Here is a 20,128-nt window from a genome sequence, read left to right as displayed (position 1 = left end):
GATCAACGATAATGACCAAGAGATGGGCCCTGGTGGTCGCGGCGGGCGTGCTGGCGCTCGCCGGGTGCTCGAGCGACCTGCCCGACGACCAGGCCAGCGCCGGTGGATCACCCAGTTCGGACGCGACCAAGTCCAAGTTCTTCGACCAGACGGAGTATGACCGCCAGCTGAAGTTCCGCAGCGCCACGCCGCAAGGGCCGGACGGCAAGCCGTGGGAGCAGATGCTCGAGCCGGAAATGGTCGACACCGCGAAGTTCGCCAAGCCCGGCGGGAAGTACACCCTCTGCTTCTCCAACGCCGCGGTGAACAACCCGTGGCGGCAGGTGGGCTTCAAGACCATGCAGCAGGAGGTGAAGCTGCACCCGGAGATCACCACGTTCACCGTGCTGGACGCGGAGGCCAAGGACGACAAGCAGATCAGCGACATCCAGTCGCTGTCCGGCAAGAACTGTTCCGCGATCATCATCTCGCCGAACACCACGGCCACGTTGACGCCGGCGGTCGAGCAGGCGTGCCAGACCGGCGTGCCCGTGATCGTGTTCGACCGGGGCGTCAACACCAGCTGCCCGGTCACCTTCATCCACCCCATCGGCGGCTTCGCCTTCGGCGCGGACGGCGCGGAGTTCCTGAAGGAGAAGGTCAAGCCGGGCGGCAAGGTTCTCGCCCTGCGCATCCTGCCCGGCGTGGACGTGCTCGAGCAGCGCTGGGCGGCCGCCAACGAGATCTTCACCGGCAGCGAGCTCAAGGTGGTCGGTGTGGAGTTCACCGACGGCGACGCGGCGAAGACCAAGAGCATCGTGGCCGACTACATCCAGCGCGAGGGCCGCATCGACGGTGTGTGGATGGACGCCGGCGCGACCGCCGTCGCCGCGGCCGAGGCGTTCCAGGACGCCGGGGTCGACGTGCCCGCCATCGTCGGCGAGGACCAGCAGGACTTCCTGCGGCTGTGGGTCGACGAGAACCTGACCGCGGTCGCGCCGACCTACCCCACCTACCAGTGGCGTACGCCGATCATCGCCGCGCTGAAGATCCTCAAGGGCGAGCAGGTGCCGAAGGAGTGGGTGCTGCCGCAGCCGCGGATCACCGACGACAAGGTCAAGGACTACGTCAAGCAGGACATGCCGCCCCTGCACTACGCAATGTGCGGCTGTGAGGGCATGCCGGGCTACCCGGTGCCGTGGAAGTGAGCAGAGCGCCGCTCGGGGTCAACACCTGGGTGTGGACCTCGCCGCTGACCGACGCGACCTTGGCCGCCCTCGCGGCCAAGGTCGCGGGGTGGGGCTTCGACGTGCTGGAGCTCCCGGTGGAGAACCCGGGCGACTGGGAGCCGAAACGGGCCGCCCAAGTTCTCGCCGACCACGGCCTCGGCGCCACCGTCTGCCTCGTGATGCCACCCGGACGTGAGCTGGTCGCGGCGGACTCCGCCACCATCCGGTCCACACAGGAATACCTGTGCGGTGTGGTGGACGCCGCCGCGACGGTCGGGTCGCCGGTGATCGCCGGGCCCGCGTACGCCTCGGTCGGCCGGACCTGGCGGCTGTCACCGGCCGAGCGGGCCGTGGCCTACACGCAGCTGCGGGACAACCTCGCCCCCGTCGTGGAGTATGCGGGTGCGGCCGGCGTCACGGTGGCCGTCGAACCGCTCAACCGCTACGAGACGAGCCTGCTCAACACCATCGGCCAGACCCTCGACGCGATCGGTGACCTGCCCCACTGCGGGGTCGCGCTCGACCTCTACCACCAGAACATCGAGGAGACGGACATCCCCGCGGCGATCCGCTCGGCCGCCGGCCGGATCGCGCACGTCCAGGTCTGCGGCAACGACCGCGGCACGCCCGGCGCCGACCACCTGGACTGGCCCGCGATCCTCGCCGCGATCGACGAGGCGGGCTACGCCGGCCCGCTGTGCATCGAGTCGTTCACCGCGGAGAACGCGACGATCGCGACCGCCGCCTCCATCTGGCGCCCGCTCGCCGCGACTCAGGACGCCATCGCCGTGGACGGCCTGAAGTTCCTGCGGGCGGTGATGCCCTAGAACGGACCGCCAACTCCACGCCAGTCCGACGGCGCCGGCACGCCGCACGGTCATGACCACCCCAGTAGTTCCTCGCGTCCCAGAGAGGTTCCGCATCTCATGAACGTGACCTGGCGTCCCCGGTGGGGACGGTTGTTCGCGATACCCATCGTCGGCGCGCTCGCGCTGTCCATGATCAGCCCGTCGCCGGCGGCCGCACACCCGGGTGAGCACGGCCAAGCCCACGTGCTGATCTTCACCAAGACCACGCAGTTCCGGCACACCGAGGCGATCGAGCAGGGCGTTCCCGTGCTGCAGGCCGCCTTCGCCGACGCCGGGATCACCTCGCAGCACACCGAGGACTCGTCGATCTTCAACGACGAGGACCTCGCGCACTTCGACGCCCTGGTGATGTTCCAGGCCTCCGGCGACCCGTGGACCGCCGACCAGAAGGCGGCGATGGAGCGCTACATGAAGGCCGGCCACGGCATCGTCGCCATCCACAACGCGACCGACATGCGCGGGAACTACGCGTGGTGGGACAACATGATCGGCACGCTGATGCCCGGCCACGCCGCCACCGGCACCAGCCCCGGCCTGCCGGGCACCGTGCGCGTCGAGGACCACTCCCACCCGTCGACGAGTCACCTGCCGCAGCGGTGGGAGCGTGCCGACGAGTGGTACAACTACGCGCTCAACGTCCGCGGCGACGCGCACGTGCTCGCCACGATGGACGAGACGACGTACAACCCGGGCAACAACGCGATGGGCTACGACCACCCGATCTCGTGGTGCAAGCCGTACGACGGCGGCCGGGCCTGGATGACCGGTATGGGCCACTTCGGGGCGCACTACACCGGCGAGCCGGGGCTGGTCCAGCACATCGTCGGCGGGGTGAAGTGGGCGGCCGGCATGGTCGAGGGCGACTGCGGCGGCACGGTGTGGGACCAGTTCGAACGGGTCCCACTCGACCAGAACACCAGCGCCCCGTTCGCCATGGACGTCGCACCGGACGGCCGGGTCTTCTTCACCGAGCTGGTACGCGGCCAGATCCGGGTCTACGACCCTAGGACCAGGACCACCTCCACCGCGATCACGATCCCGGTCTACTCCGGCGGTGAGGACGGCCTGCTCGGCATCGCGCTCGACCCGAAGTTCGCCGAGAACGGCCACCTCTACGTCTACTACTCACCGGCGAGCACGAACGACAGCGACCCGGCGAACTTCGTCAACCGACTGTCCCGACTCACCGTCGGCCCGGGCTCCCAGATCGACCGCGCCACCGAGAAGGTCCTGCTCGACGTGCCGGCGCGGCGGCTGCCCGACGAGCCGGGCCACACCGGCGGCGGCCTCGCGTTCGGTCCGGACGGAAACCTCTACCTGAGCGTCGGGGACGACGTGAACCCGCACTCCGAGCCGTCCGGCGGATACGCGCCACTGTCCGAACGGGACGGCACGTTCCACGACGCGCGGGCCACCTCGGCCAACACCAACGACCTGCGCGGCAAGCTGCTGCGGATCCGCCCCGAGGCCGACGGCACCTACTCCATCCCCGCGGGCAACATGTTCCCGCCGGGCACGGCGAAGACCCGGCCGGAAATCTACGCGATGGGCTTCCGCAACCCGTTCCGGTTCTCGATCGACCCGAAGACCGGGGCCATCGGGCTGGCGGACTACTCGCCGGACAACAGCAACGACAACCCGGACCGCGGACCCGCCGGCATCGCCGAGTGGAACCTCATCACCGAGCCCGGCTTCTACGGCTGGCCGCTGTGCATGGGCAACAACGAGCCGTTCCGGGACGTGGACTACCGGACGAATCCGGTGACGGTCGGCGCGCCCTTCGACTGCGCCCACCCGATCAACGACTCGGTGCGCAACACCGGCCTGACCGAGCTGCCGGCCGCCAAGCCGGCCAAGATGTGGTACGGCTACAAGCGTTCCTCGGTGCCGTCGGTCATCCCGCAGGGTGGCGGTCTGGCGCCGATGGGCGGACCCTTCTACCAGTACGACCCGAACCTGCAGTCGGACACCAAGTTCCCCGCGTCCTACGACGGCAAGCCGTTCTTCTACGAGTGGTCGCGGAACAAGATGTACTCGATCATCCCGAACGGGCAGGGCGGGGTCGAGAAGGTCAATCCGTTCCTGCCGCAGCAGCAGTTCCTCGCGCCGATCGACTCCAAGTTCGGTCCCGACGGCTCGATGTACGTGCTGGACTGGGGTGGCGGCTTCGGCCGCGACAACCCGAACTCGGGGCTGTACCGGGTCGACTACATCTCCGGCTCCCGTTCGCCGACCGCGAAGATCAGCGCGTCGCCGGACTCCGGCCAGGCACCGCTGCAGGTCCGCTTCGACGGGTCGGGCAGCACCGACCCGGAGAACGAGCAACTGCGCTACGAGTGGGACTTCACCGGTGACGGCTCCGCCGACTCCACCGAGTCGAAGCCGACCTTCACCTACACCACGAACGGCGTCTACAACGCCCGGCTCACGGTGACCGACCCGGCCGGCAAGACCGGGACGGCGACGGTGCCGATCACGGTCGGCAACACCCGGCCGAAGGTGAAGTTCAACCAGCCGCCCAACGGGGCGTTCTTCGACTTCGGCGACGAGGTGAGCTGGGACCTGTCGGTCAGCGACCCCGAGGACACCCAGATCGACGACGCCGACGTGGTGATCCAGCCGGCGATGGGCCACGACGAGCACGCGCACCCGGCCGACCCGTTGCACGGGCGCACCGGCAAGGTGGTCACCGCCCTCGGCGGCGGGCACGGCGAGGACATGAACGTCTTCTACGCGATCGACGGCCGCTACGCCGACTCCGGCGGCGCGGACGGCATCCCGAGCCTGACCGGCTCGGACACCACCCTGATGTTCCCGAAGCAGCGGGAGGCGGAGTTCTTCGACAACTCGTCGAACGTGACGGTCGGCTCGTCGCGGGACGTCGAGGGCCACGGGAACTCCATCGCCGGCCAGAACGGCGCCTGGGCGTCGTACGACCCGGTCAACCTGCACAACGTCGACCGGTTGATCCTGCGCGCGTCGGCCGCCACCGCGGGCAAGATCGAGCTGCGGCGCGGCAAGCCGGACGGTGAACTGCTCGGCACCGCGCAGGTGCCGGCGACCAGCGGCGGCGGCTACGTGGACATCCCGATCGAGGTGTCCGATCCCGGCGAGACGTTCACCCTGTACGCGGTGTTCCCGGGTGCGGGTGAGCGGCGCCTGAACTTCATCGAGGCCGACGGCAAGGGCGTCTCGCCGACCAGCAAGCCGAAGGTCGCGGTGACCTCCCCGACACCGGCCGACAAGCTGGAACCGGGCGAGATCCAGGTGACCGCCGCCGCGAGCGACGCGGAGAACACGATCACCAAGGTCGAGTTCTTCGTCGACGGCACGTCGATCGGCGTCGACACCACGGCGCCGTACGCCATGAAGTGGAACGCGTCCACCGAGAAGCGCTACCAGCTGACCGCGGTGGCGACCAACGACAAGGGCTACCACGCGAAGTCCCGCGTCGTGCAGGTCGAGGTCGGTGACCTCTACGGCGCCTGGCAGACCTACAGCAACGCCACCGCCGCGTTCGACCGGCCGGACCGGGACACCTGGATCATCAACGCCGGCGGCGAGAACATGTGGCAGGGCACCGACCAGTACGGCTCGGTGTACCTTCCGGCGGCGGCCGGCGACACCTGGACCGCCACCGTCAAGATCGACAGCCAGACGAACACCAACAACTCCGCCAAGGCCGGTCTGATCGTCCGCAACGACATCACCCAGCCCGGCAGGTCGCCCGGGTACGCGGCGATGACGATGCGGGCGGGCCTCGGGTTCGAGTGGCTGCGCGACACCGACGGCAACGGCCAGCTCGACGCCAGCACCGGCGCCAGCAACACGAGCTACCCGTCGTGGGTGCGGATCGTGCGCGACGGCGGGAAGTACTACGGCTACTGGAGCAAGGACGGCAAGTCGTTCACCCTGGTCGGCGACCCGGTGACGCTGCCCGGGGCGGCCGGCCCGCAGGACATCGGCCTCGCGGTCACCGCGCACAACGCCTCGGCCACCAGCGAGGTGAAGTTCACCGGCTTCACGCTGGTCGACAAGGCCATCCACCCGGCACCGCCGGAGACCGCGCCGGGCTGCGCGATCCGCGGCTCGGACACCTTCGACGGTGACACGCTGAACACCAACCGGTGGACGACGGTGCGCAACGCGCCGAACCTGCCGGTGCGGGTCACCGGCGGCGGCCTGGTGCTGCCCGTCACCAACGGGGACATCAACGAGGGCACCACCGGGCCGATCAGCTACGCCGGTCAGCGCGCCAAGGTCGGCCCGTGGACGATCACCACGAAGGTGACCATCCCGCACGACCGCGAGTGGCAGCACGCCGGACTGCTCATGCACGGCACCGACAACGACTACGTGAAGCTGGCGTTCACCCGCGCCTCGTCGGGTGGTCGGATCATGGAGTTCCAGACCGAGGCCGGCGGTACGCGGACCTGGCACGCCAACGTGAATCTGCCGGCGGACTTCCCGTCCACCGCCCACCTGCGGCTGGTCAGCGACGGTCAGAAGCTGACCGCGGCGTACTCCGCCGACGGCCAGACCTGGACGGCGCTCGCCGGATCCGCGAACATCATCCCGAACGCGACCGTCGGCCCCATGGCCGCCGGGGACACCGGGACGGCGCGGGTCAACGCCGTGTTCGACCACTTCACCATCACACCGGACGGCACGGACGACGGCGTCCGCGCGCCCAGCGACGAGTTCGACGGCAACGCCGTCGACGGCTGCCGGTGGAACGCGACGGTGCGGTACGACTCGGCCAAGGCCGCGGTGAGCGGCGGTGCGCTGCGCATCGAGACCCAGCCGGGCGACATCAACGGCACCAACAACGACTCCCCGCGGAACTTCATCCTGCAGAAGATCCCCGCGGACGTCGCCGCCGGTGACTGGACGATCGAGACCCGGCTGACGCCGGCGATGCTGCACAAGTGGCAGCTGGCCGGCTTCCTGGTCTACAACAACGACGACAACTACGTGAAGTTCGACGTCGTGGCCAACAACAACGCCGGGACGCCGACCAACCTGCGCGCCGAGCTGGTCTCGGAACGCAACGCGCAGTTCGGCAACGGCGGCAACCGGTCGATCGACATCGCCGACTCGACCGAGAGCGGCTGGTACCACCTGCGGCTGAGCCGAAGCGGGAACACCTACTCGGCCCAGATCAGCGACGGCGGGGGCAACTGGACCTCGCTCGGCCAGCCGGTCACCAACGACGCCGTGATGACCTCGTTCGGCCTGATGGCGTTGGGGCCGGAGCAGGCGCAGCCGGTCACCGTCGCGTTCGACTACTTCCGGGTCCTCGACACGACGGCGCCGAACCTGACGGTGTCGGTCGACCCGGCGCAGCCGAACGGCAAGCGCGGCTGGTACACCTCGCCGGTGACGGTCACCGCTTCGGCGAGCGATGACCGCGGCGGCCCGGTCCGCATCGAGTTCGTCGAGGGCGACGGTGCCTGGATCGAATACCGCGAGCCGATCCAGGTGACCGAGGACGGCCGGTGGGAGCTGCGGCTCCGGGCGATCGACGAGGCCGGCAACATCTCCCCGCTGAAAGCGGTGTCCCTGGCCGTCGACACCACGGGGCCGGTCGTGACCGTCGACGGCGTGGCGAACGGCGGCAAGTACGAGCTCGGCAGGTCACTGCCGATCGCCGCCACGGCACGGGACGCCGCGTCGGGCGTCGACTCGGTGGCCCTCCGCCTGGACGGGGTGGCGATCGAGAGCGGTACGGGTGCCGAGCCCACGGCCGGTGAGCACAAGCTGACCGTCGTGGCGACCGACCTGGCCGGCAACGCCACGGAGGAGAGCGTCTCGTTCGAGATCGTCGCCACCTACGACAACGCCCAGGCGCTGGTGCGGCGGTACCAGGCGGACGGTCTGATCAGCGAGGATCTCGCCGACCACCTGTTCGGCCAGCTCCAGGCGGCCAAGAGCACGGCGGCGGCGGGCCGGCCCGACCAGGCAAAGGCTGCCCTGGACCGGTACGCGGCGGCGGCCAGGACCGCCACCGACGAGTCGGCCCGCACGCAACTGCTCGCGGCCGGCGCCTACCTGAAGGCCCGCCTGTGAGGAGATGACGGCGAGCCGGTGCCGGCCGGCTCCCCGACCGGTGCCGGAGCACGCCCCGCGTGCTCCGGCACTTGGTCTTTCACAGCTCACGAGTCAGGTTGACCAGGTTGCCGTCAGGATCGTGCACGTGCGCCACGCGCTGCCCCCACGGCATGTCGTTCGGTGGGCCGAGCACCCGCCCACCGGCGGCCACCACCTTGTCGAGCAGCGCGTCCACATCGTCGACGTCGATGCTGAGTAGGATCCGCGGCGGCGTGGACAGGTCGGTGTCCGCCTGGCTGACCAGGCCGAACTCCGAGTCGCCCAACCTGAGGCCGACGAAGAACGGCGGACCGTCAGCGGGGACCCGTCGGACCTGCACGGCGTGGAACACGCGTTGGTAGAACGCCTGCAGGCGGGCCAGGTCGGGCGTGCTGATGATGGGCTGCACCGTTGTCACGGCTGCTCCTCCGGTTGGCGTGGTATTTCACCTAGCAGGGAATACGTGCCGGAGCCGCCGGACTCATCGGTGCGCCCGGCGCCGGCTTTCCGACGGACGGCGGGCCGACCGGCGTGGCTCCGACCGGCCGTCGGGGGTCGGCCGGCGGGCCGAACAGCTGGACCAGCCGGCCGGGGTCGAGGTACGTGATGCTGCCGGTGACCAGCCCCTGCCACACGTCGAGCACGACCAGCCCGAACGGCACGTGCACGCCGTCCCGATCCGGCCGGGTCTGCCAGTACGCCGGCGAGCCGTTCGCCGCCACCGGCACCAGCCGGGCTCCTTCGCACGAGCCCGGCACCAGCAGGGCCTGCCGGATGTCCTCCCGGCCGCGCAGCCACCACCGGAACGGCGGCATCGATATCGTGGCCTCCTCGTGCAGCATCGCCACCAGCGCGGTCACGTCGTGCCGCTCGAACGCGTCGCAGTATCGGGCGAGCAGGTCGCGTTGGGCCCGGTCGTCCGGCCGCAGCGGCTCACCCGGCGTCACCCCGGCGGCCTTCAGCGTCGTTCTGGCCCGTTGCAGGGCGCTGGTCACCGCGGCCACGCTGCTGTTCAGCAGGTCCGCGACCTCCTCGGCCCGCCAGCACAGCACATCGCGCAGGATCAGCACCGCCCGCTGGCGGGGCGGCAGATGCTGGAGCACGGCGACGAAGGCCAGCCGGATGGTCTCACGGCGTACGGCCTGCTCCTCCGGGCCGCCGTCAGCCGGCAGCACGAGAGCGTCCGGGACCGGCTGCACCCAGGCCCGTTCCGTGATCGGGGCGCCGATCTCCGCCCCGGCCCGCGACGGGCCGCTGAGATCCATCGCAAGTGCGCGGCGCTGCGCGCCGCGCAGCATGTCGACGCAGACGTTGGTCGCGATGCGGTAGAGCCAGGTCCGCAGCGAGCCGCGTCGCTCGTCGTACCGGTCAAGCGACCGCCAGGCCCGCAGCAGGGTCTCCTGCACCGCGTCCTCGGCCTCGAACCCGGACCCGAGCATTCGATAGCAGTAGCCGGTCAGTTCCACCCGGAACGGCTCCAGCCGGTCCACCGTTGTCGCGTCCACCACGCTCCGACCATACGGATACCGACTGACGTGTGGCAGCTAGCACCGATGAGTTCCGGGCGCCGGCGTCGTATCCCTTGGCGCGGGCTCCGGACGGGTCCGCGCAACGGAATGGGAGTCGGATGATGGAGGATCGGCTTCGAGCCGCGGTGGTCGCGGAACGGCGGGAGTTGGCGGACCTGCTCGCCACCCTGCCGGCCGCGCAATGGGATTCGTCCAGCCTGTGTGATGGCTGGCGGGTGCGGGAGGTCGTCGCGCACATGACGATGCCGTTCCGGACCTCCGTCGGGCGGATCCTGATCGACCTGGTGAAGGCGCGCGGCAGCTTCGACCGGATGGCCGACCGCGCCGCCCGGCGTGACGCGGCGACCATGCCGGCTGAGCGGCTGCTCGCGGCGCTGCGGGAGAACACCGACCATCCCTGGACGCCGCCGGGCGGCGGCGTTGCCGGAGCGCTGTCGCACGACGTCATCCACGGCCTGGACATCACCGTGGGTCTCGGGCTGGACCGCAGGGTCCCGCCGGAGCGGGTGGGGCTGGTGCTGGCCGGGATGCGGCCACGGAACGTCGCGTATTTCGGCGTCGACCTGACCGGGGTCAGCCTGCAGGCGACCGACCTCGACTGGGAGTACGGATCGGGAACGCCGCTGCGCGGGCTCGCCCAGGACCTGCTGCTCGTGATCTGCGGTCGCCGCCTACCGCCGGGGCACCTCGACGGCGAGCCCGCGACACGGTTCTCCGGCTGACCGGGGGTGTGGGCAGCCGCCCGCCCGCCACCGTGGCGTCACTTTGCGCTCACCGTCGGTGACGATTCGCGATGATGAGGTTACTCATGGTGTGCGTCGTCGGTCGAGCTGTCTGCCGGTGTCGGCTCGGTCTGGCATCGTAGAGGCATGTGCCGGAACATTCGCGTGCTCCACAACTTCGAACCGCCTGCGACCGACGACGAGATCGAGGCAGCCGCCATCCAGTACGTGCGCAAGGTCAGCGGCGCGACCCGACCGTCGGCGGCCAACGAGGAGGCGTTCGGCGAGGCGGTCCGCGCGGTCACGGCCGCCACCCGTACCCTGCTCGACAGCCTCGTGACGAAGGCGCCTCCCCGTGACCGCGAGGTGGAGGCCGCGAAGGCCAAGGCACGCGCGGCCGAACGGTACGGGATCCGCGCGGCGGGCTGACGGCCCGGGCGGGCGGGTGCCGCCCGCGACCACGGCCATCACGATCGCGAGCCCGACCGCCAGCGTCTGTCTCGCACTCGTCGAGCGGGACGGACGCGTCGACGACACGGTCCAGCCGGGCCGGCGCATCACCGCTTTACGTGTCCGGACCGGGGAGTCCCGGTCCGGACCGCACTGAGGTCGCCGGCCCTGCCGCGTGGCTGATCAGTCGAGGCAGAACTCGTTGCCCTCCGGGTCGGCCATCACGATGTGACCGGCGCCGAGCGGGGGTGCCGGCTCGTAGCGTTGGAGCCGGGTGGCGCCCTGGGAGACGAGCCGCTCGGCCTCCGCCTCCAGGGCCGCCATCCGCGCCTCGCCCGTGAGCCCGGAGGCGGCTCGCACGTCGAGGTGCACGCGGTTCTTGGCCTGTTTGCCCTCCGGCACCCGCTGGAAGAACAGCCGCGGCCCGGACCCCTCGGGGTCGACCACCGCCGAGGCGTCGTTGCGGCGCTCGGGCGGCACGCCCATCGCCTCCAGGGCCTGCTCCCATGACTCGAAGCCCGCGGGCGGGTCCTGCAGCTGGTAGCCGAGGGCCTCGGCCCAGAACGCGGCCAACCCGGCCGGGTCGGCGCAGTCGAAGGTGATCTGGACGTCGCGGGCCATCTCAGCTTGCCTCCTCGCGGAGCAGGAGGCTCCAGGTCTGGTCGGTCATGGTGCCAGCCTCCCACGGATAGCGGACAGGATCGTTCCGCGATCCGTGCGACGATGAGTGCGTGACTGTCGAGGCGACGACCGAGCGGGTGCTGCGGTTGCTGGCGCTGCTGCAGCGGCGGGCGTCCTGGACGGCCGCCGAGCTCGCCGCCGAGCTGGGGGTCACCGACCGCTCGGTACGCCGCGACGTGGAGCGGCTGCGCGCGATCGGCTACCCCGTGCACGCGACGGCGGGTGTCGGCGGCGGCTACCAGCTCGGTGCGGGCAGCCGGCTGCCCCCGCTGCTCCTCGACGACGAGGAGGCGATCGCGACGGCGGTGTCCCTGCGGCTGGCGTCGGGCGGCACGGTCGCCGGGGCGGGCGAGGCGGCACTGCAGGCGCTCGCGAAGCTCGACCAGGTGATGCCGCCCCGGCTGCGCGCCGAGGTGCGGGCGGTGCACGGCGCCACCGAGACGCTGACCGGCCCCGGGGTCCAGATCGACGCGGAGCTGCTGGTGACGCTCGCGCGGGCCTGCCGCGACGCCGTGCGGGTGCGGTTCCGATACGCCGGACGCGACGGCGGGCAACGCGAACGCATGGTCGAGCCGGTGCGGATGGTCACCACCGGCCGCCGCTGGTACCTGATGGCCTGGGACGTCGACCGCGACGACTGGCGCACGTTTCGGCTGGACCGGATGCGCGAGGTGGTGGCGACGACCTGGCGCTTCCGGCCGAGGGAGCATCCCGACCCGGTCGCCTACGTGCAGCGGTCGGTGACCGAGGCGCCCTACCGGTATCTCGCCCGGGTGCGGGTGCACGCCCGATCCGACCAGGTGCCGGAGCTGGTGCCGCCCCAGGTGGGGCGCGTCGAGGACGATGACGACGGCTGGTGCGTGCTCGTCGTCGGCGGCGAGACCCTGGACTGGCTCGCCGCGCAGGTGGCCCGGCTGGGCTTCGAGGCGGAGGTGCTGGAGCCTCCGGAGCTGCGGGCGGCCATCGCCCTGCTCGCCCGCCGTCTCGCGGCGATGGCCGGGACCTCCGGTCACGGCACTGGACCTGACGCCCGTCGCTGACGTCGGAAACCTGCTCGGCGACGTGGACCCGTCGGCCTGTCTGCCGCTGTCGGTTCGGTCTGGCATCGTAGGGGCATGTGCAGGAACATTCGGGTGCTACACAACTTCGAGCCGCCTGCGGCCGATGATGAGATCGAGGCAGCCGCCATCCAGTACGTGCGCAAGGTCAGCGGCACGACCCGGCCGTCGGCGGCCAACAAGGAGGCGTTCGGCGAGGCGGTCCGCGCCGTCACGGCGGCCACCCGGACGCTGCTGGATAGCCTCGTGACGAAGGCGCCCCCGCGCGACCGCGAGGTGGAGGCCACGAAGGCCAGGGCACGCGCGGCCGAACGGTACGGGGTCCGCGCGGCGACCTCGGGCTGACGGCTCGGCTGGACCGGCGCCGATCTGCGGCGAGCTTCCGCAGGCCGGTCTCGCGCTCACGGCCACCAACGCCGCCCGCTGCGCGGCGACCCGCTGCGGCCGGGCGCCGGACGGTGGCGTCGGCGGGTGCACGCCAGGGCAGGATCCGAACTATTCTCCGGGCCACGACTTCGATCTCACCTGAGGGGCGCGGCGTCGACCCCGCCCTGGACCCGTCGACGGAGCAGATCCGGGACATGGGTGCGCGCGCCGTCGAGTGGGTCGCCGGCTACCACGACTCGATCCGGGATCTGCCCATCGCTCCGCGCACCTCCGCTGCCGCGTTGCGGGAGCTGCTCGCCGAGCCGCTGCCCGTGGAGGGTCGTGACTTCGCCGACCTGCTCACGATCTTCCGTGACGTGATCGTGCCGGGCAGCCGGCACAACGGGCATCCCCGTTTCTTCGGGTATGTGTCGGCGCCGGGCATCCCGGTCGCTGCGGTGGCGGACTTCCTCGCGTCGGCGTTGAACGCGAACCTCCCTGCGTGGCGGTCGGCGCCGGCTCCGGTCGAGCTGGAGCACGTGGCCATCGACTGGATCAAGCGCCCTGGGCTGCGACCCGGGCGCCGGGGGCCTGTTCACCAGCGGCGGATCGATGGCCAACTTCACCGCGCTCGCCGCCGCGCGGCACCGCCACTGCGGCGACGCGGTCGCCGCCCACGGTGCGGCCGCCCACCCGGCACCGCTGCGGGTCTACGCCTCCACCGAGACCCACCACTCGATCCACAAGGCCGCCGCGCTGCTCGGGATCGGGCGGGCGAACGTCCGGGAGATCCCGGTGGACGCCGGTTTCCGGATGGACGTCGACGCCCTCGTGCGCGCCATCGAGGAGGACCGGGCCGCCGGGGCGGAACCGTTGTGCGTGGTGGCGAACGCTGGCACGGTCGTCACCGGCGCGGTCGACCCGCTGGCCGAGATCGCAGCGGTCGCCCGGCGGTACGGGCTGTGGATGCACGTCGACGCGTGCTATGGCGGCTTCGCGCGGCTCGCGCCGTCTGCCCGTCCCCTCTTCGACGGGATGGCGGCGGCCGACTCGATCGCCCTGGACCCGCACAAGTGGCTCTACCTGCCCGCGGACTGCGGCTGCCTCATCTACCGCGATCCTGAGGCGGCGCGGCCCGCGTTCAGCCTGGACGCGGACTACACGCGGGTCATGCAGACCGAGCCGGCCGAGGCCTTCGCCTTCTGGGACTACGGCCCGGACCTGTCCCGGCGGTTCCGGGCGCTCAAGGTGTGGATGGCGTTGGCGCACGCCGGTTCGCGAGCTGTCGCCGACGCGATCGAGGGCAACCTCGACTGCGCCCGTCACGTGGCCGAGCTGGTCGACGCCAGCCCCGAATTCGAGCTGCTCGCCCCGGTCGAACTGTCCATCTTCTGCTTCCGCTACCTGCCGCCGGCCGCCCGTGGCGGCTCGCGGTCGGAGGCCGTCGAGGAGGAACTCGACCGCCTCAACGAACGGATCATGCTGGCCCTGCAGCAGGCCGGCAACTCGTACCTGTCCAACGCCACCATCAACGGTCGCTTCGCGCTGCGCGGGTGCGTGCTCAACTACCGCACCACCCGCCGCGACATGCAGATCCTGCTCGACGACGTACGCCGCGCCGCCGAGGAGGCGATCGAGGAGGCAGCCTGACGACTGGACCTGGGGCTGATCGCTGGTTGGCCCCGGCGGGTCGGCTCAGCCGGGGCCACGGTCAGGCGCGAGTGGTTCGGTGGCATCCGAATCCATGCCCGGCGCGTCTCCTGGGCGGCGACTGCCAGGGCGGTGGCGGTCGCTACCGGCGGAGCATGGGCAGCACCTCGCCACCGAGCAACTCCACCCCACCTTGGTCGTCGAGCCCGTGCGGGGTGCCGAACTCGACCCTGCGCACGCCGGCGTCGATGAGGGCCTGCGCCTGGGCGGCCACCTGCTCGGGGGTGCCGGAGAAGGCAAACAGGTCGAGCACGTCGTCGGGGACGAGGCGGCCGGCCGCCTCGTGCTGACCGGCGTCGACGAGGACTTTCACCCGGTCCAACAGGTCGCTCGGAAGGTCCACCGTGGGGTCCAGGTCGGCGACGACCGCGAGGTACATGGCGACCTCGGTGCGCGCGCGTGCCCGGGCGGCCGGGCCGTCGCGGTCGACGACGGTGACCGCGCCGAACACGATCCCGATGTCGTCCACACCGCGGCCTGCCCGCTCGGCGCCGACCCGCAGCCGGTCGCGGATCACGGGGACCATGGCGGGGTTGGCGCTCCCCCCGACCTTGATCTCGTCGGCGATCCGGCCGGCGAGCGCGGCGCCCTTCGGGCCCCAGGCGCCGATCAGCAACGGCGGATCGGGGCGGTGAACCGGGTAGCGCAGGACGGTGTCCGGTGCGAGGCGGAACATCCGCCCGGCGAAGCCGCCGGTATCGCCGCGCAGCAGCCGGTAGACGACCTGCGCGGCCTCGTCGAGCGCGGTGAGCGGCCGGGGCTGGTCGATGCCGACGGCTCCCAGCCAGGTGCCACGGGCCAGCCCGAGGTACGCGCGGCCGTGGGACGCCAGATCGAGGGCGGCCACCTGTCCGGCGATCTCGTACGGGGCCATCGAGTACGGGTTCAGGCAGGCCGCGCCGAGCCGGACGCGTTCGGTCGCGGCGGCCATCTCCAGCAGCGGGAAGATCGGCGGCTGGTACATCAGATCACTGAACACGGTCAGCACGTCGAAGCCGGCCCGCTCCGCGCTGCGTGCCAAGCGACCGTAGTCGCCGGCCCGCTTGTCGCTCTGCAGACCCAGGCCGAACTCTGCTGCGGTCACGTCTCTCCTCAGGCTGTCAGGTCAGGTCGGCGGAGTTCATCCGGCGCCGGCAGGTGCGGTCCACCCGCATGATCAGCCGTTCCTCCGGATCCGGGCAGGCGAACAACGAGTCCTGGGCCAGCCAGTCCCCGGCGGCCAGGTCGCGCTGCTTGGCCGCGAGGAACGGCAGGACCGACGCCAGCGCGTACACGCAGAAGTGCCGGCCCTCGGGCAGGCGAAGGTGGGCGCTGTTGGTGACCTCGAACCAGTCGCCGACCTCCATGCCGCATACCGAGCGGCCCTCGATGCGCTCCACCTGGACCCGCAGGTCGTAGAGCTCCATGTCGCCGTCGGACCCGGTGTCTGACTCGTGCTTGGCCATGTCCCTTCCTTTCCCGCCGACAGTCACGGAGTCGGCGGGTTGATGGCCAGCACGATTTCCGTGGTCGTGTTCGAGGTGTTGCGGTATCGGTGTGGCTGGTGGGAGTCGAGGGTGATGCTCTCGCCCGCGGTGACGGTGTACGTCGCCCGGCCGACCTCGACGGTCAGCGTGCCCGCCACCACGTATGCGCACTCCAGCGATGGATGGCTCCAGGGTTCCTTGCTGGAGACCTCACCGGGTGCGAGGGTCGCGTGCAGCACCTCAAGCTGCCCGTTGCCGGGGGTGAGCCGCTCGTAGCGGATCTGCCCGTTCGGGGCCCCGAGGGTTGTCCGCTGCCCCGGCTGGCTGATCCAGACCGACGGCGCGGCGGGGTCGGCGAAGAGCGAGGCGACCGATTCGCCGAAGACCGTGGCGAGCCGGCGCAGGGTCGCCAGACTCGGCTCGGTGACGCCGCGCTCGATCTGGCTGAGCAGGGTCGCCGACACGCCAGCCTCGGCGGCCAGCGTGCGAAGGCTCAGGCCGCGCGCGGCGCGAAGCTCATGCAGCCGGTCGCCGATCACCCTGGCATCCTCCCCGTCTCACACCCCGAAACATGCAGGCTCACTGCATGCTTGGCACTGCACGGTAGGGGCGCCGGAACGTGCCGTCAACCCAGCGGAGGCCAGGTGCGCGGGTCTTGACGAGGTCCCCCGGTGGGCCTAGCGTCGCGCCTCATCGTGCAGTAGCGCTGCACAGGCGGCTGACGGCGGCCGTACCGCCGCTCGGATTTCAGGAGAGTCATGGCATCGCTCGATCCCCCCGAGCAGGCCCCGGCGCGTCGATCCACGGTCCACCGGTGGCTGCTCGTGATCCCGTTCATCTGGCAGGTCGCCCTGGTGCCCGTCGTCAACGACGTCAAGCTGGCGCCGCTGCACATCCCGTTCCCCATGCTCTGGCAGATGCTCGGGATCGTCGCCACGACGATCATCGTCGGTGTGGTGTTCCGGCTCGACCGGGCCGCCGGTGTCGACGAGGAGGAGCGGCAGTTCGCGGCGGCAACCGAGCCGAGAGTGGGTGAGCAGGCATGACGCTCGCGATCGTGCTGGTGATCCTGTTGGGCACGGCGGCCGGGGCGATCGGCTACGGCCGGCGCGCCTCGCGCAGGACCAACGTCGCCGAATGGGCGGTCGGCGGTCGCCGGCTCGGCACCCTGCTGTTCTGGTTCATCAACGCCGGCGAGGTGTACACGACCTTCGCGGTGCTCGGCATCTCCGGCTACGCGTGGGCCCTCGGCGCGCCGGCGTACCTGGCCTTCTGCTCGGTCTCCCTCAGCTACGCCATCGGCTACTGGCTGATGCCCAAGATCTGGCGGGCCGGGCGGAAGCACGGACTGATCACGCAGGGCGACTTCTTCGCCGCCCGGTTCGGCGCCCCGTGGCTCGGTGTGGTCGCCGGTCTCGTCGGCATCGCCGCCCTGGTCGTGTACGTGCAGATCCAGCTCGTCAGCCTCAGCCTGATCGTGCAGCTGGCGCTGGGCCGCACCCTGTCGACGACGGCTGCGGTGATCATCGCAGCGGTGGTCATGCTCGCCTTCGTCTACCTGGCCGGCCTCCGCTCCGCCGCCTTCGCCGCGGCGGTCAAGGACATCCTGATGGTCCTCGTCGTCGTGCTGTTGTCGGCGACCGTGGCAGCCAAGGTCGGCGCGGCGTCGATGTTCGACGTCTTCCGGCTCGCCGAGCAGGCCCATCCCGGTATCGGCAAGCTGCCCGGCATCGACCCTGCCTCGCCCACGGGTCCCGTCTGGCTGATGACGTCAGCGTTGAACGTGGCCCTCGGCAACTGGGTGTTCCCACACCTGTTCCAGGTGTCGTACGCCGCGAAGAGCGGCCGGGCGATCCGCCGCAACGCCATCTGGCAACCGCTGTACTCGCTCGCCTACTTCTTCATCATCCTGCTGGGTTTCGCCGCGCTGGTGGCCGGCACCCAGCCGGCGGATGGCAACCTCAACGCGGCCCTGCTGCAGTTCGTCACCGACCGGTACCCGGCGTGGGTGATCGGCCTCGTCGCCGGCACCGGCTTCCTGCTCGCCCTGGCCCCCGGCTCGGTCCTGCTGCTGACCTCCGGCTCCGTGTTCACCCGCAACGTCGTGGCGCCGCTGCGCAGAAACCTCGACGAGCGGCAGGCTCTGCTGCTGTCCAGGGTCTCCATGATCGCCTTCGCCGCGATCGCCGTGTGGCTGACTCTCGGCCGCAGCGACTCGCTGGTCGACATCCTGCTCTACGCGTACTCGGCGATCGGGATGCTCGCCCCGGCGGTCTTCCTCGCCTTCCTGTGGCGGCGGGTCACCGCGATCGGCGTGCTGGCCGGGATCACGGTCGGGTTCGTCGCGCTGCTCGCCCCGTTCGCGAAGACCTTCTGGGCTAGCCATCTGCCCGACTGGGAGCCCGGCCTGATCGCCATGGCGATCAACCTCGTGGTGACCGTGCTGGTCAGCCTGATCACACCACGCCCGGCCGACGAGGCCGTCGCGGTCGGGCACGCCCTGCGCGCCGAGGACGTCGCCGCCCACGGTCCGGCGCAGCCCGCGACCATCCGCAGCTAGTCAACGGTGCGGGGGTGCATGACCGGGCGCTCATGCACCCCCGCCACAGCCGAGGCTCCTCCCCCCGGTCGGCCCGGTAAGGGCGTTTCCGATACGGGTACGGATTCAGACTGGACGGGCGTACCCGTCCACCTTTCGCCCGCTGGCTACCGGGTCCGCCCGCCTCGACCTGCCGGTGCCCCGCAGCGACGGTCGGCACGCCTGGCGCGGGCTTGTCCTCGCCGTGACCGCCTGACCAACGGCCACCTCTCTTGTTGCCCGAGGCGGGCGAATGTGGTCGGGCGGTGGGGGTACGCGGCTTGAGTTCCGGGCTGTACCTGGCGCGGAGCCGAGGAGAGGAGCATGCGATGACGGCGATCAACCAGAGCAGACCGCCGAGCGGCACCGCCGAGCAGGCTCAACAGGCGGCGTCCCGGGTGGGCCAGCAGGCCGCGCAGGCGGGCGGACAGGTCGGCCACGCCGCCGCCGAGCAAGGCCGGCAGGTGGCTGCGCAGGCGCGGCAGGAGGCGCGGCACCTGACCGGGGAGGCCACCTCGCAGGTGCGCGACCAGGCGCGGTCCCAGCAGCATCGGGCTGCGGAGGGATTGCGCGGTCTCGGCCGGGATCTCGGCTCGATGGCCGACCGTGGCGCAGACAGCGGGCTGGCCGGCCAGGCTGTCCGGCAGGCGGCGACGGTCGCGGACCGGGCCGCCGGGTGGCTCGACGAGCGTGAACCCGGCGAGGTGCTGGACGACATGCGCGGCTACGCCCGCCAGCACCCGGGGATGTTTCTCGCTGGCGCGGCGGTGGCCGGAGTCCTGGCCGGCCGGCTGACCCGAAACCTGACGTCCGGGAACGGGAAGCGCCCGAGCGAACAAATGGGTCAGACCGCGCAGCCTGGCCAACCGGGGCCGGCCGGTCAGCAGGCGGTCGAGGCTCCGTACTCCGGCGAAGGGCCCTACGCGGGGACGGCGCGGGCGGAACACGCGTCGCCAGCGGGCCGGCGGGAGACGGACATCCCGGGCGGGGTGGCACCGTGAGCGCCCCGGCGAAGGAGCGCACCCAGTCGGTCGGTGAGCTGCTGGGTGACGTGACCCGTGACATGTCGACGCTGGTCCGCCAGGAGATCGCGCTGGCCAAGGCGGAACTGCGCGAGGAGGCGAGCCAGGCCGGCAAGGCCGGCGGCATGTTCGCCGGTGCCGCGCTGGCCGGTTTCCTGACCGTGCTGTTCGTCTCGTACGCCGGCTGGTGGGGTCTGTCCAACGTGATGGACCAGAGCTGGGCCGCACTCATCGTGGCGGGGGTGTGGGCGATCGTCACTGCCATCCTCGCCGTGGTCGGGCGGACGAAGCTGCGGCAGCTCCGCGCGGTGCTGCCCCGGACGCAACAGACCGCACGGCAGATGCCGGACGCCCTACGCGGCCGGTAAACGAGCGGGAG

18 protein-coding genes and 1 pseudogene are annotated in these 20,128 nt (G+C 71.2%); 13 read left to right on the top strand and 6 right to left on the bottom strand.

Annotation, left to right across the window (positions count from 1 at the left end):
- The first annotated feature begins 11 nt into the window (after positions 1-11).
- The 3 genes from FXF52_RS16025 (at position 12) to FXF52_RS16015 (ending at position 8,146) form a co-directional block, all read left to right on the top strand.
- Entirely contained in the window at positions 12-1,187 is a 1,176-nt protein-coding gene (locus FXF52_RS16025) for a substrate-binding domain-containing protein (RefSeq protein ID WP_148797704.1), read from the top strand.
- Positions 1,184-2,035: a sugar phosphate isomerase/epimerase gene (locus FXF52_RS16020; protein WP_148797703.1), complete on the top strand. Its 852-nt coding sequence runs from the start codon at positions 1,184-1,186 to the stop codon at positions 2,033-2,035. The genes FXF52_RS16025 and FXF52_RS16020 overlap by 4 nt, the downstream gene beginning before the upstream one ends.
- A gap of 99 nt (positions 2,036-2,134) precedes the next feature.
- Positions 2,135-8,146 (top strand): ThuA domain-containing protein, encoded by a 6,012-nt coding sequence (locus tag FXF52_RS16015; RefSeq protein ID WP_148797702.1) that lies wholly within the window; start codon positions 2,135-2,137, stop codon positions 8,144-8,146.
- Between the two features lie 79 nt (positions 8,147-8,225).
- On the opposite strand, the gene FXF52_RS16010 is transcribed toward FXF52_RS16015, so the two are convergent.
- The gene (locus FXF52_RS16010; RefSeq protein ID WP_148797701.1) at positions 8,226-8,585 is read right to left on the bottom strand and encodes a VOC family protein; all 360 of its coding nucleotides are present in this window, start codon (positions 8,583-8,585) and stop codon (positions 8,226-8,228) included.
- Positions 8,586-8,616: 31 nt separating this feature from the next.
- A complete protein-coding gene (locus FXF52_RS16005; protein ID WP_148797700.1) occupies positions 8,617-9,675 on the bottom strand; it encodes a sigma-70 family RNA polymerase sigma factor in 1,059 nt (352 codons plus the stop codon).
- A gap of 122 nt (positions 9,676-9,797) precedes the next feature.
- Between FXF52_RS16005 and FXF52_RS16000 the strand changes: the two genes are divergently transcribed.
- Together FXF52_RS16000 and FXF52_RS15995 are read left to right on the top strand one after the other, a co-directional pair.
- The gene (locus FXF52_RS16000; protein WP_255472014.1) at positions 9,798-10,418 is read left to right on the top strand and encodes a maleylpyruvate isomerase family mycothiol-dependent enzyme; all 621 of its coding nucleotides are present in this window, start codon (positions 9,798-9,800) and stop codon (positions 10,416-10,418) included.
- Between the two features lie 147 nt (positions 10,419-10,565).
- Complete coding sequence (locus FXF52_RS15995) at positions 10,566-10,847, top strand: DUF2277 domain-containing protein (RefSeq protein ID WP_148797698.1); 282 nt, start codon at positions 10,566-10,568, stop codon at positions 10,845-10,847.
- Positions 10,848-11,051: 204 nt separating this feature from the next.
- Here the strand turns inward: FXF52_RS15995 and FXF52_RS15990 are convergent, their stop codons facing one another.
- Entirely contained in the window at positions 11,052-11,489 is a 438-nt protein-coding gene (locus tag FXF52_RS15990) for a VOC family protein (RefSeq protein WP_148797697.1), read from the bottom strand.
- A gap of 110 nt (positions 11,490-11,599) precedes the next feature.
- Between FXF52_RS15990 and FXF52_RS15985 the strand changes: the two genes are divergently transcribed.
- From FXF52_RS15985 to FXF52_RS15970, 4 genes and pseudogenes are all read left to right on the top strand, one after another.
- Positions 11,600-12,589 carry a YafY family protein gene (locus FXF52_RS15985; protein WP_148797696.1) on the top strand — a complete coding sequence of 330 codons (990 nt, stop codon included), beginning with the start codon at positions 11,600-11,602 and terminating at the stop codon, positions 12,587-12,589.
- 75 nt (positions 12,590-12,664) lie between these two features.
- A complete protein-coding gene (locus FXF52_RS15980; protein WP_148797695.1) occupies positions 12,665-12,952 on the top strand; it encodes a DUF2277 domain-containing protein in 288 nt (95 codons plus the stop codon).
- A 236-nt stretch (positions 12,953-13,188) separates the two neighbouring features.
- A pseudogene (locus FXF52_RS44060) lies at positions 13,189-13,521 on the top strand (pyridoxal-dependent decarboxylase); the annotation flags it as partial.
- The gene (locus FXF52_RS15970) at positions 13,472-14,623 is read left to right on the top strand and encodes an aminotransferase class I/II-fold pyridoxal phosphate-dependent enzyme (RefSeq protein WP_148797693.1); all 1,152 of its coding nucleotides are present in this window, start codon (positions 13,472-13,474) and stop codon (positions 14,621-14,623) included. The pseudogene FXF52_RS44060 and the gene FXF52_RS15970, both read left to right, overlap by 50 nt.
- Positions 14,624-14,765: 142 nt before the next feature.
- Here FXF52_RS15970 and FXF52_RS15965 read toward each other — a convergent pair whose 3' ends face one another.
- The 3 genes from FXF52_RS15965 to FXF52_RS15955 are packed head-to-tail and all read right to left on the bottom strand — an operon-like array spanning position 14,766 to position 16,688.
- Positions 14,766-15,767 carry an LLM class flavin-dependent oxidoreductase gene (locus FXF52_RS15965; RefSeq protein ID WP_148797692.1) on the bottom strand — a complete coding sequence of 334 codons (1,002 nt, stop codon included), beginning with the start codon at positions 15,765-15,767 and terminating at the stop codon, positions 14,766-14,768.
- Between the two features lie 16 nt (positions 15,768-15,783).
- Complete coding sequence (locus tag FXF52_RS15960) at positions 15,784-16,128, bottom strand: TIGR04076 family protein (RefSeq protein WP_148797691.1); 345 nt, start codon at positions 16,126-16,128, stop codon at positions 15,784-15,786.
- 23 nt (positions 16,129-16,151) lie between these two features.
- Entirely contained in the window at positions 16,152-16,688 is a 537-nt protein-coding gene (locus tag FXF52_RS15955; RefSeq protein ID WP_148797690.1) for a cupin domain-containing protein, read from the bottom strand.
- Positions 16,689-16,907: 219 nt separating this feature from the next.
- On the opposite strand from FXF52_RS15955, the gene FXF52_RS15950 reads away from it, so the two are divergent.
- From FXF52_RS15950 to FXF52_RS15935, 4 genes are all read left to right on the top strand, one after another.
- Positions 16,908-17,195 carry a DUF3311 domain-containing protein gene (locus tag FXF52_RS15950; RefSeq protein WP_148797689.1) on the top strand — a complete coding sequence of 96 codons (288 nt, stop codon included), beginning with the start codon at positions 16,908-16,910 and terminating at the stop codon, positions 17,193-17,195.
- A complete protein-coding gene (locus tag FXF52_RS15945; protein ID WP_148797688.1) occupies positions 17,192-18,709 on the top strand; it encodes a sodium:solute symporter in 1,518 nt (505 codons plus the stop codon). Before FXF52_RS15950 ends, FXF52_RS15945 begins: the two co-directional genes overlap by 4 nt.
- 347 nt (positions 18,710-19,056) lie before the next feature.
- Positions 19,057-19,728, top strand: coding sequence for a hypothetical protein (locus tag FXF52_RS15940; RefSeq protein ID WP_148797687.1), 672 nt, complete (start codon positions 19,057-19,059; stop codon positions 19,726-19,728).
- On the top strand, positions 19,725-20,117 hold the full coding sequence (locus FXF52_RS15935; RefSeq protein WP_148797686.1) for a phage holin family protein: 393 nt from the start codon (positions 19,725-19,727) through the stop codon (positions 20,115-20,117). The genes FXF52_RS15940 and FXF52_RS15935 overlap by 4 nt, the downstream gene beginning before the upstream one ends.
- The last annotated feature ends 11 nt before the right edge of the window (positions 20,118-20,128 follow it).

It is taken from the genome of Micromonospora sp. MP36 (assembly GCF_008119785.1).
Taxonomy (GTDB): domain Bacteria; phylum Actinomycetota; class Actinomycetes; order Mycobacteriales; family Micromonosporaceae; genus Micromonospora.
Note: the sequence above shows the minus strand (reverse complement) of the source record. Positions and strands in the feature narration are given on the sequence as shown.

Excerpts from the sequence above, each read along its gene's own strand:
- FXF52_RS16025 (WP_148797704.1), top strand. The coding sequence starts at position 12 with ATGACCAAGAGATGGGCCCTGGTGGTCGCGGCGGGCGTGCTGGCGCTC.
- FXF52_RS16015 (WP_148797702.1), top strand. The coding sequence starts at position 2,135 with ATGAACGTGACCTGGCGTCCCCGGTGGGGACGGTTGTTCGCGATACCC.
- FXF52_RS16000 (WP_255472014.1), top strand. The coding sequence starts at position 9,798 with ATGGAGGATCGGCTTCGAGCCGCGGTGGTCGCGGAACGGCGGGAGTTG.
- FXF52_RS15995 (WP_148797698.1), top strand. The coding sequence starts at position 10,566 with ATGTGCCGGAACATTCGCGTGCTCCACAACTTCGAACCGCCTGCGACC.
- FXF52_RS15990 (WP_148797697.1), bottom strand. The coding sequence starts at position 11,489 with ATGGCCCGCGACGTCCAGATCACCTTCGACTGCGCCGACCCGGCCGGG.
- FXF52_RS15980 (WP_148797695.1), top strand. The coding sequence starts at position 12,665 with ATGTGCAGGAACATTCGGGTGCTACACAACTTCGAGCCGCCTGCGGCC.
- FXF52_RS15960 (WP_148797691.1), bottom strand. The coding sequence starts at position 16,128 with ATGGCCAAGCACGAGTCAGACACCGGGTCCGACGGCGACATGGAGCTC.
- FXF52_RS15950 (WP_148797689.1), top strand. The coding sequence starts at position 16,908 with ATGGCATCGCTCGATCCCCCCGAGCAGGCCCCGGCGCGTCGATCCACG.
- FXF52_RS15945 (WP_148797688.1), top strand. The coding sequence starts at position 17,192 with ATGACGCTCGCGATCGTGCTGGTGATCCTGTTGGGCACGGCGGCCGGG.
- FXF52_RS15940 (WP_148797687.1), top strand. The coding sequence starts at position 19,057 with ATGACGGCGATCAACCAGAGCAGACCGCCGAGCGGCACCGCCGAGCAG.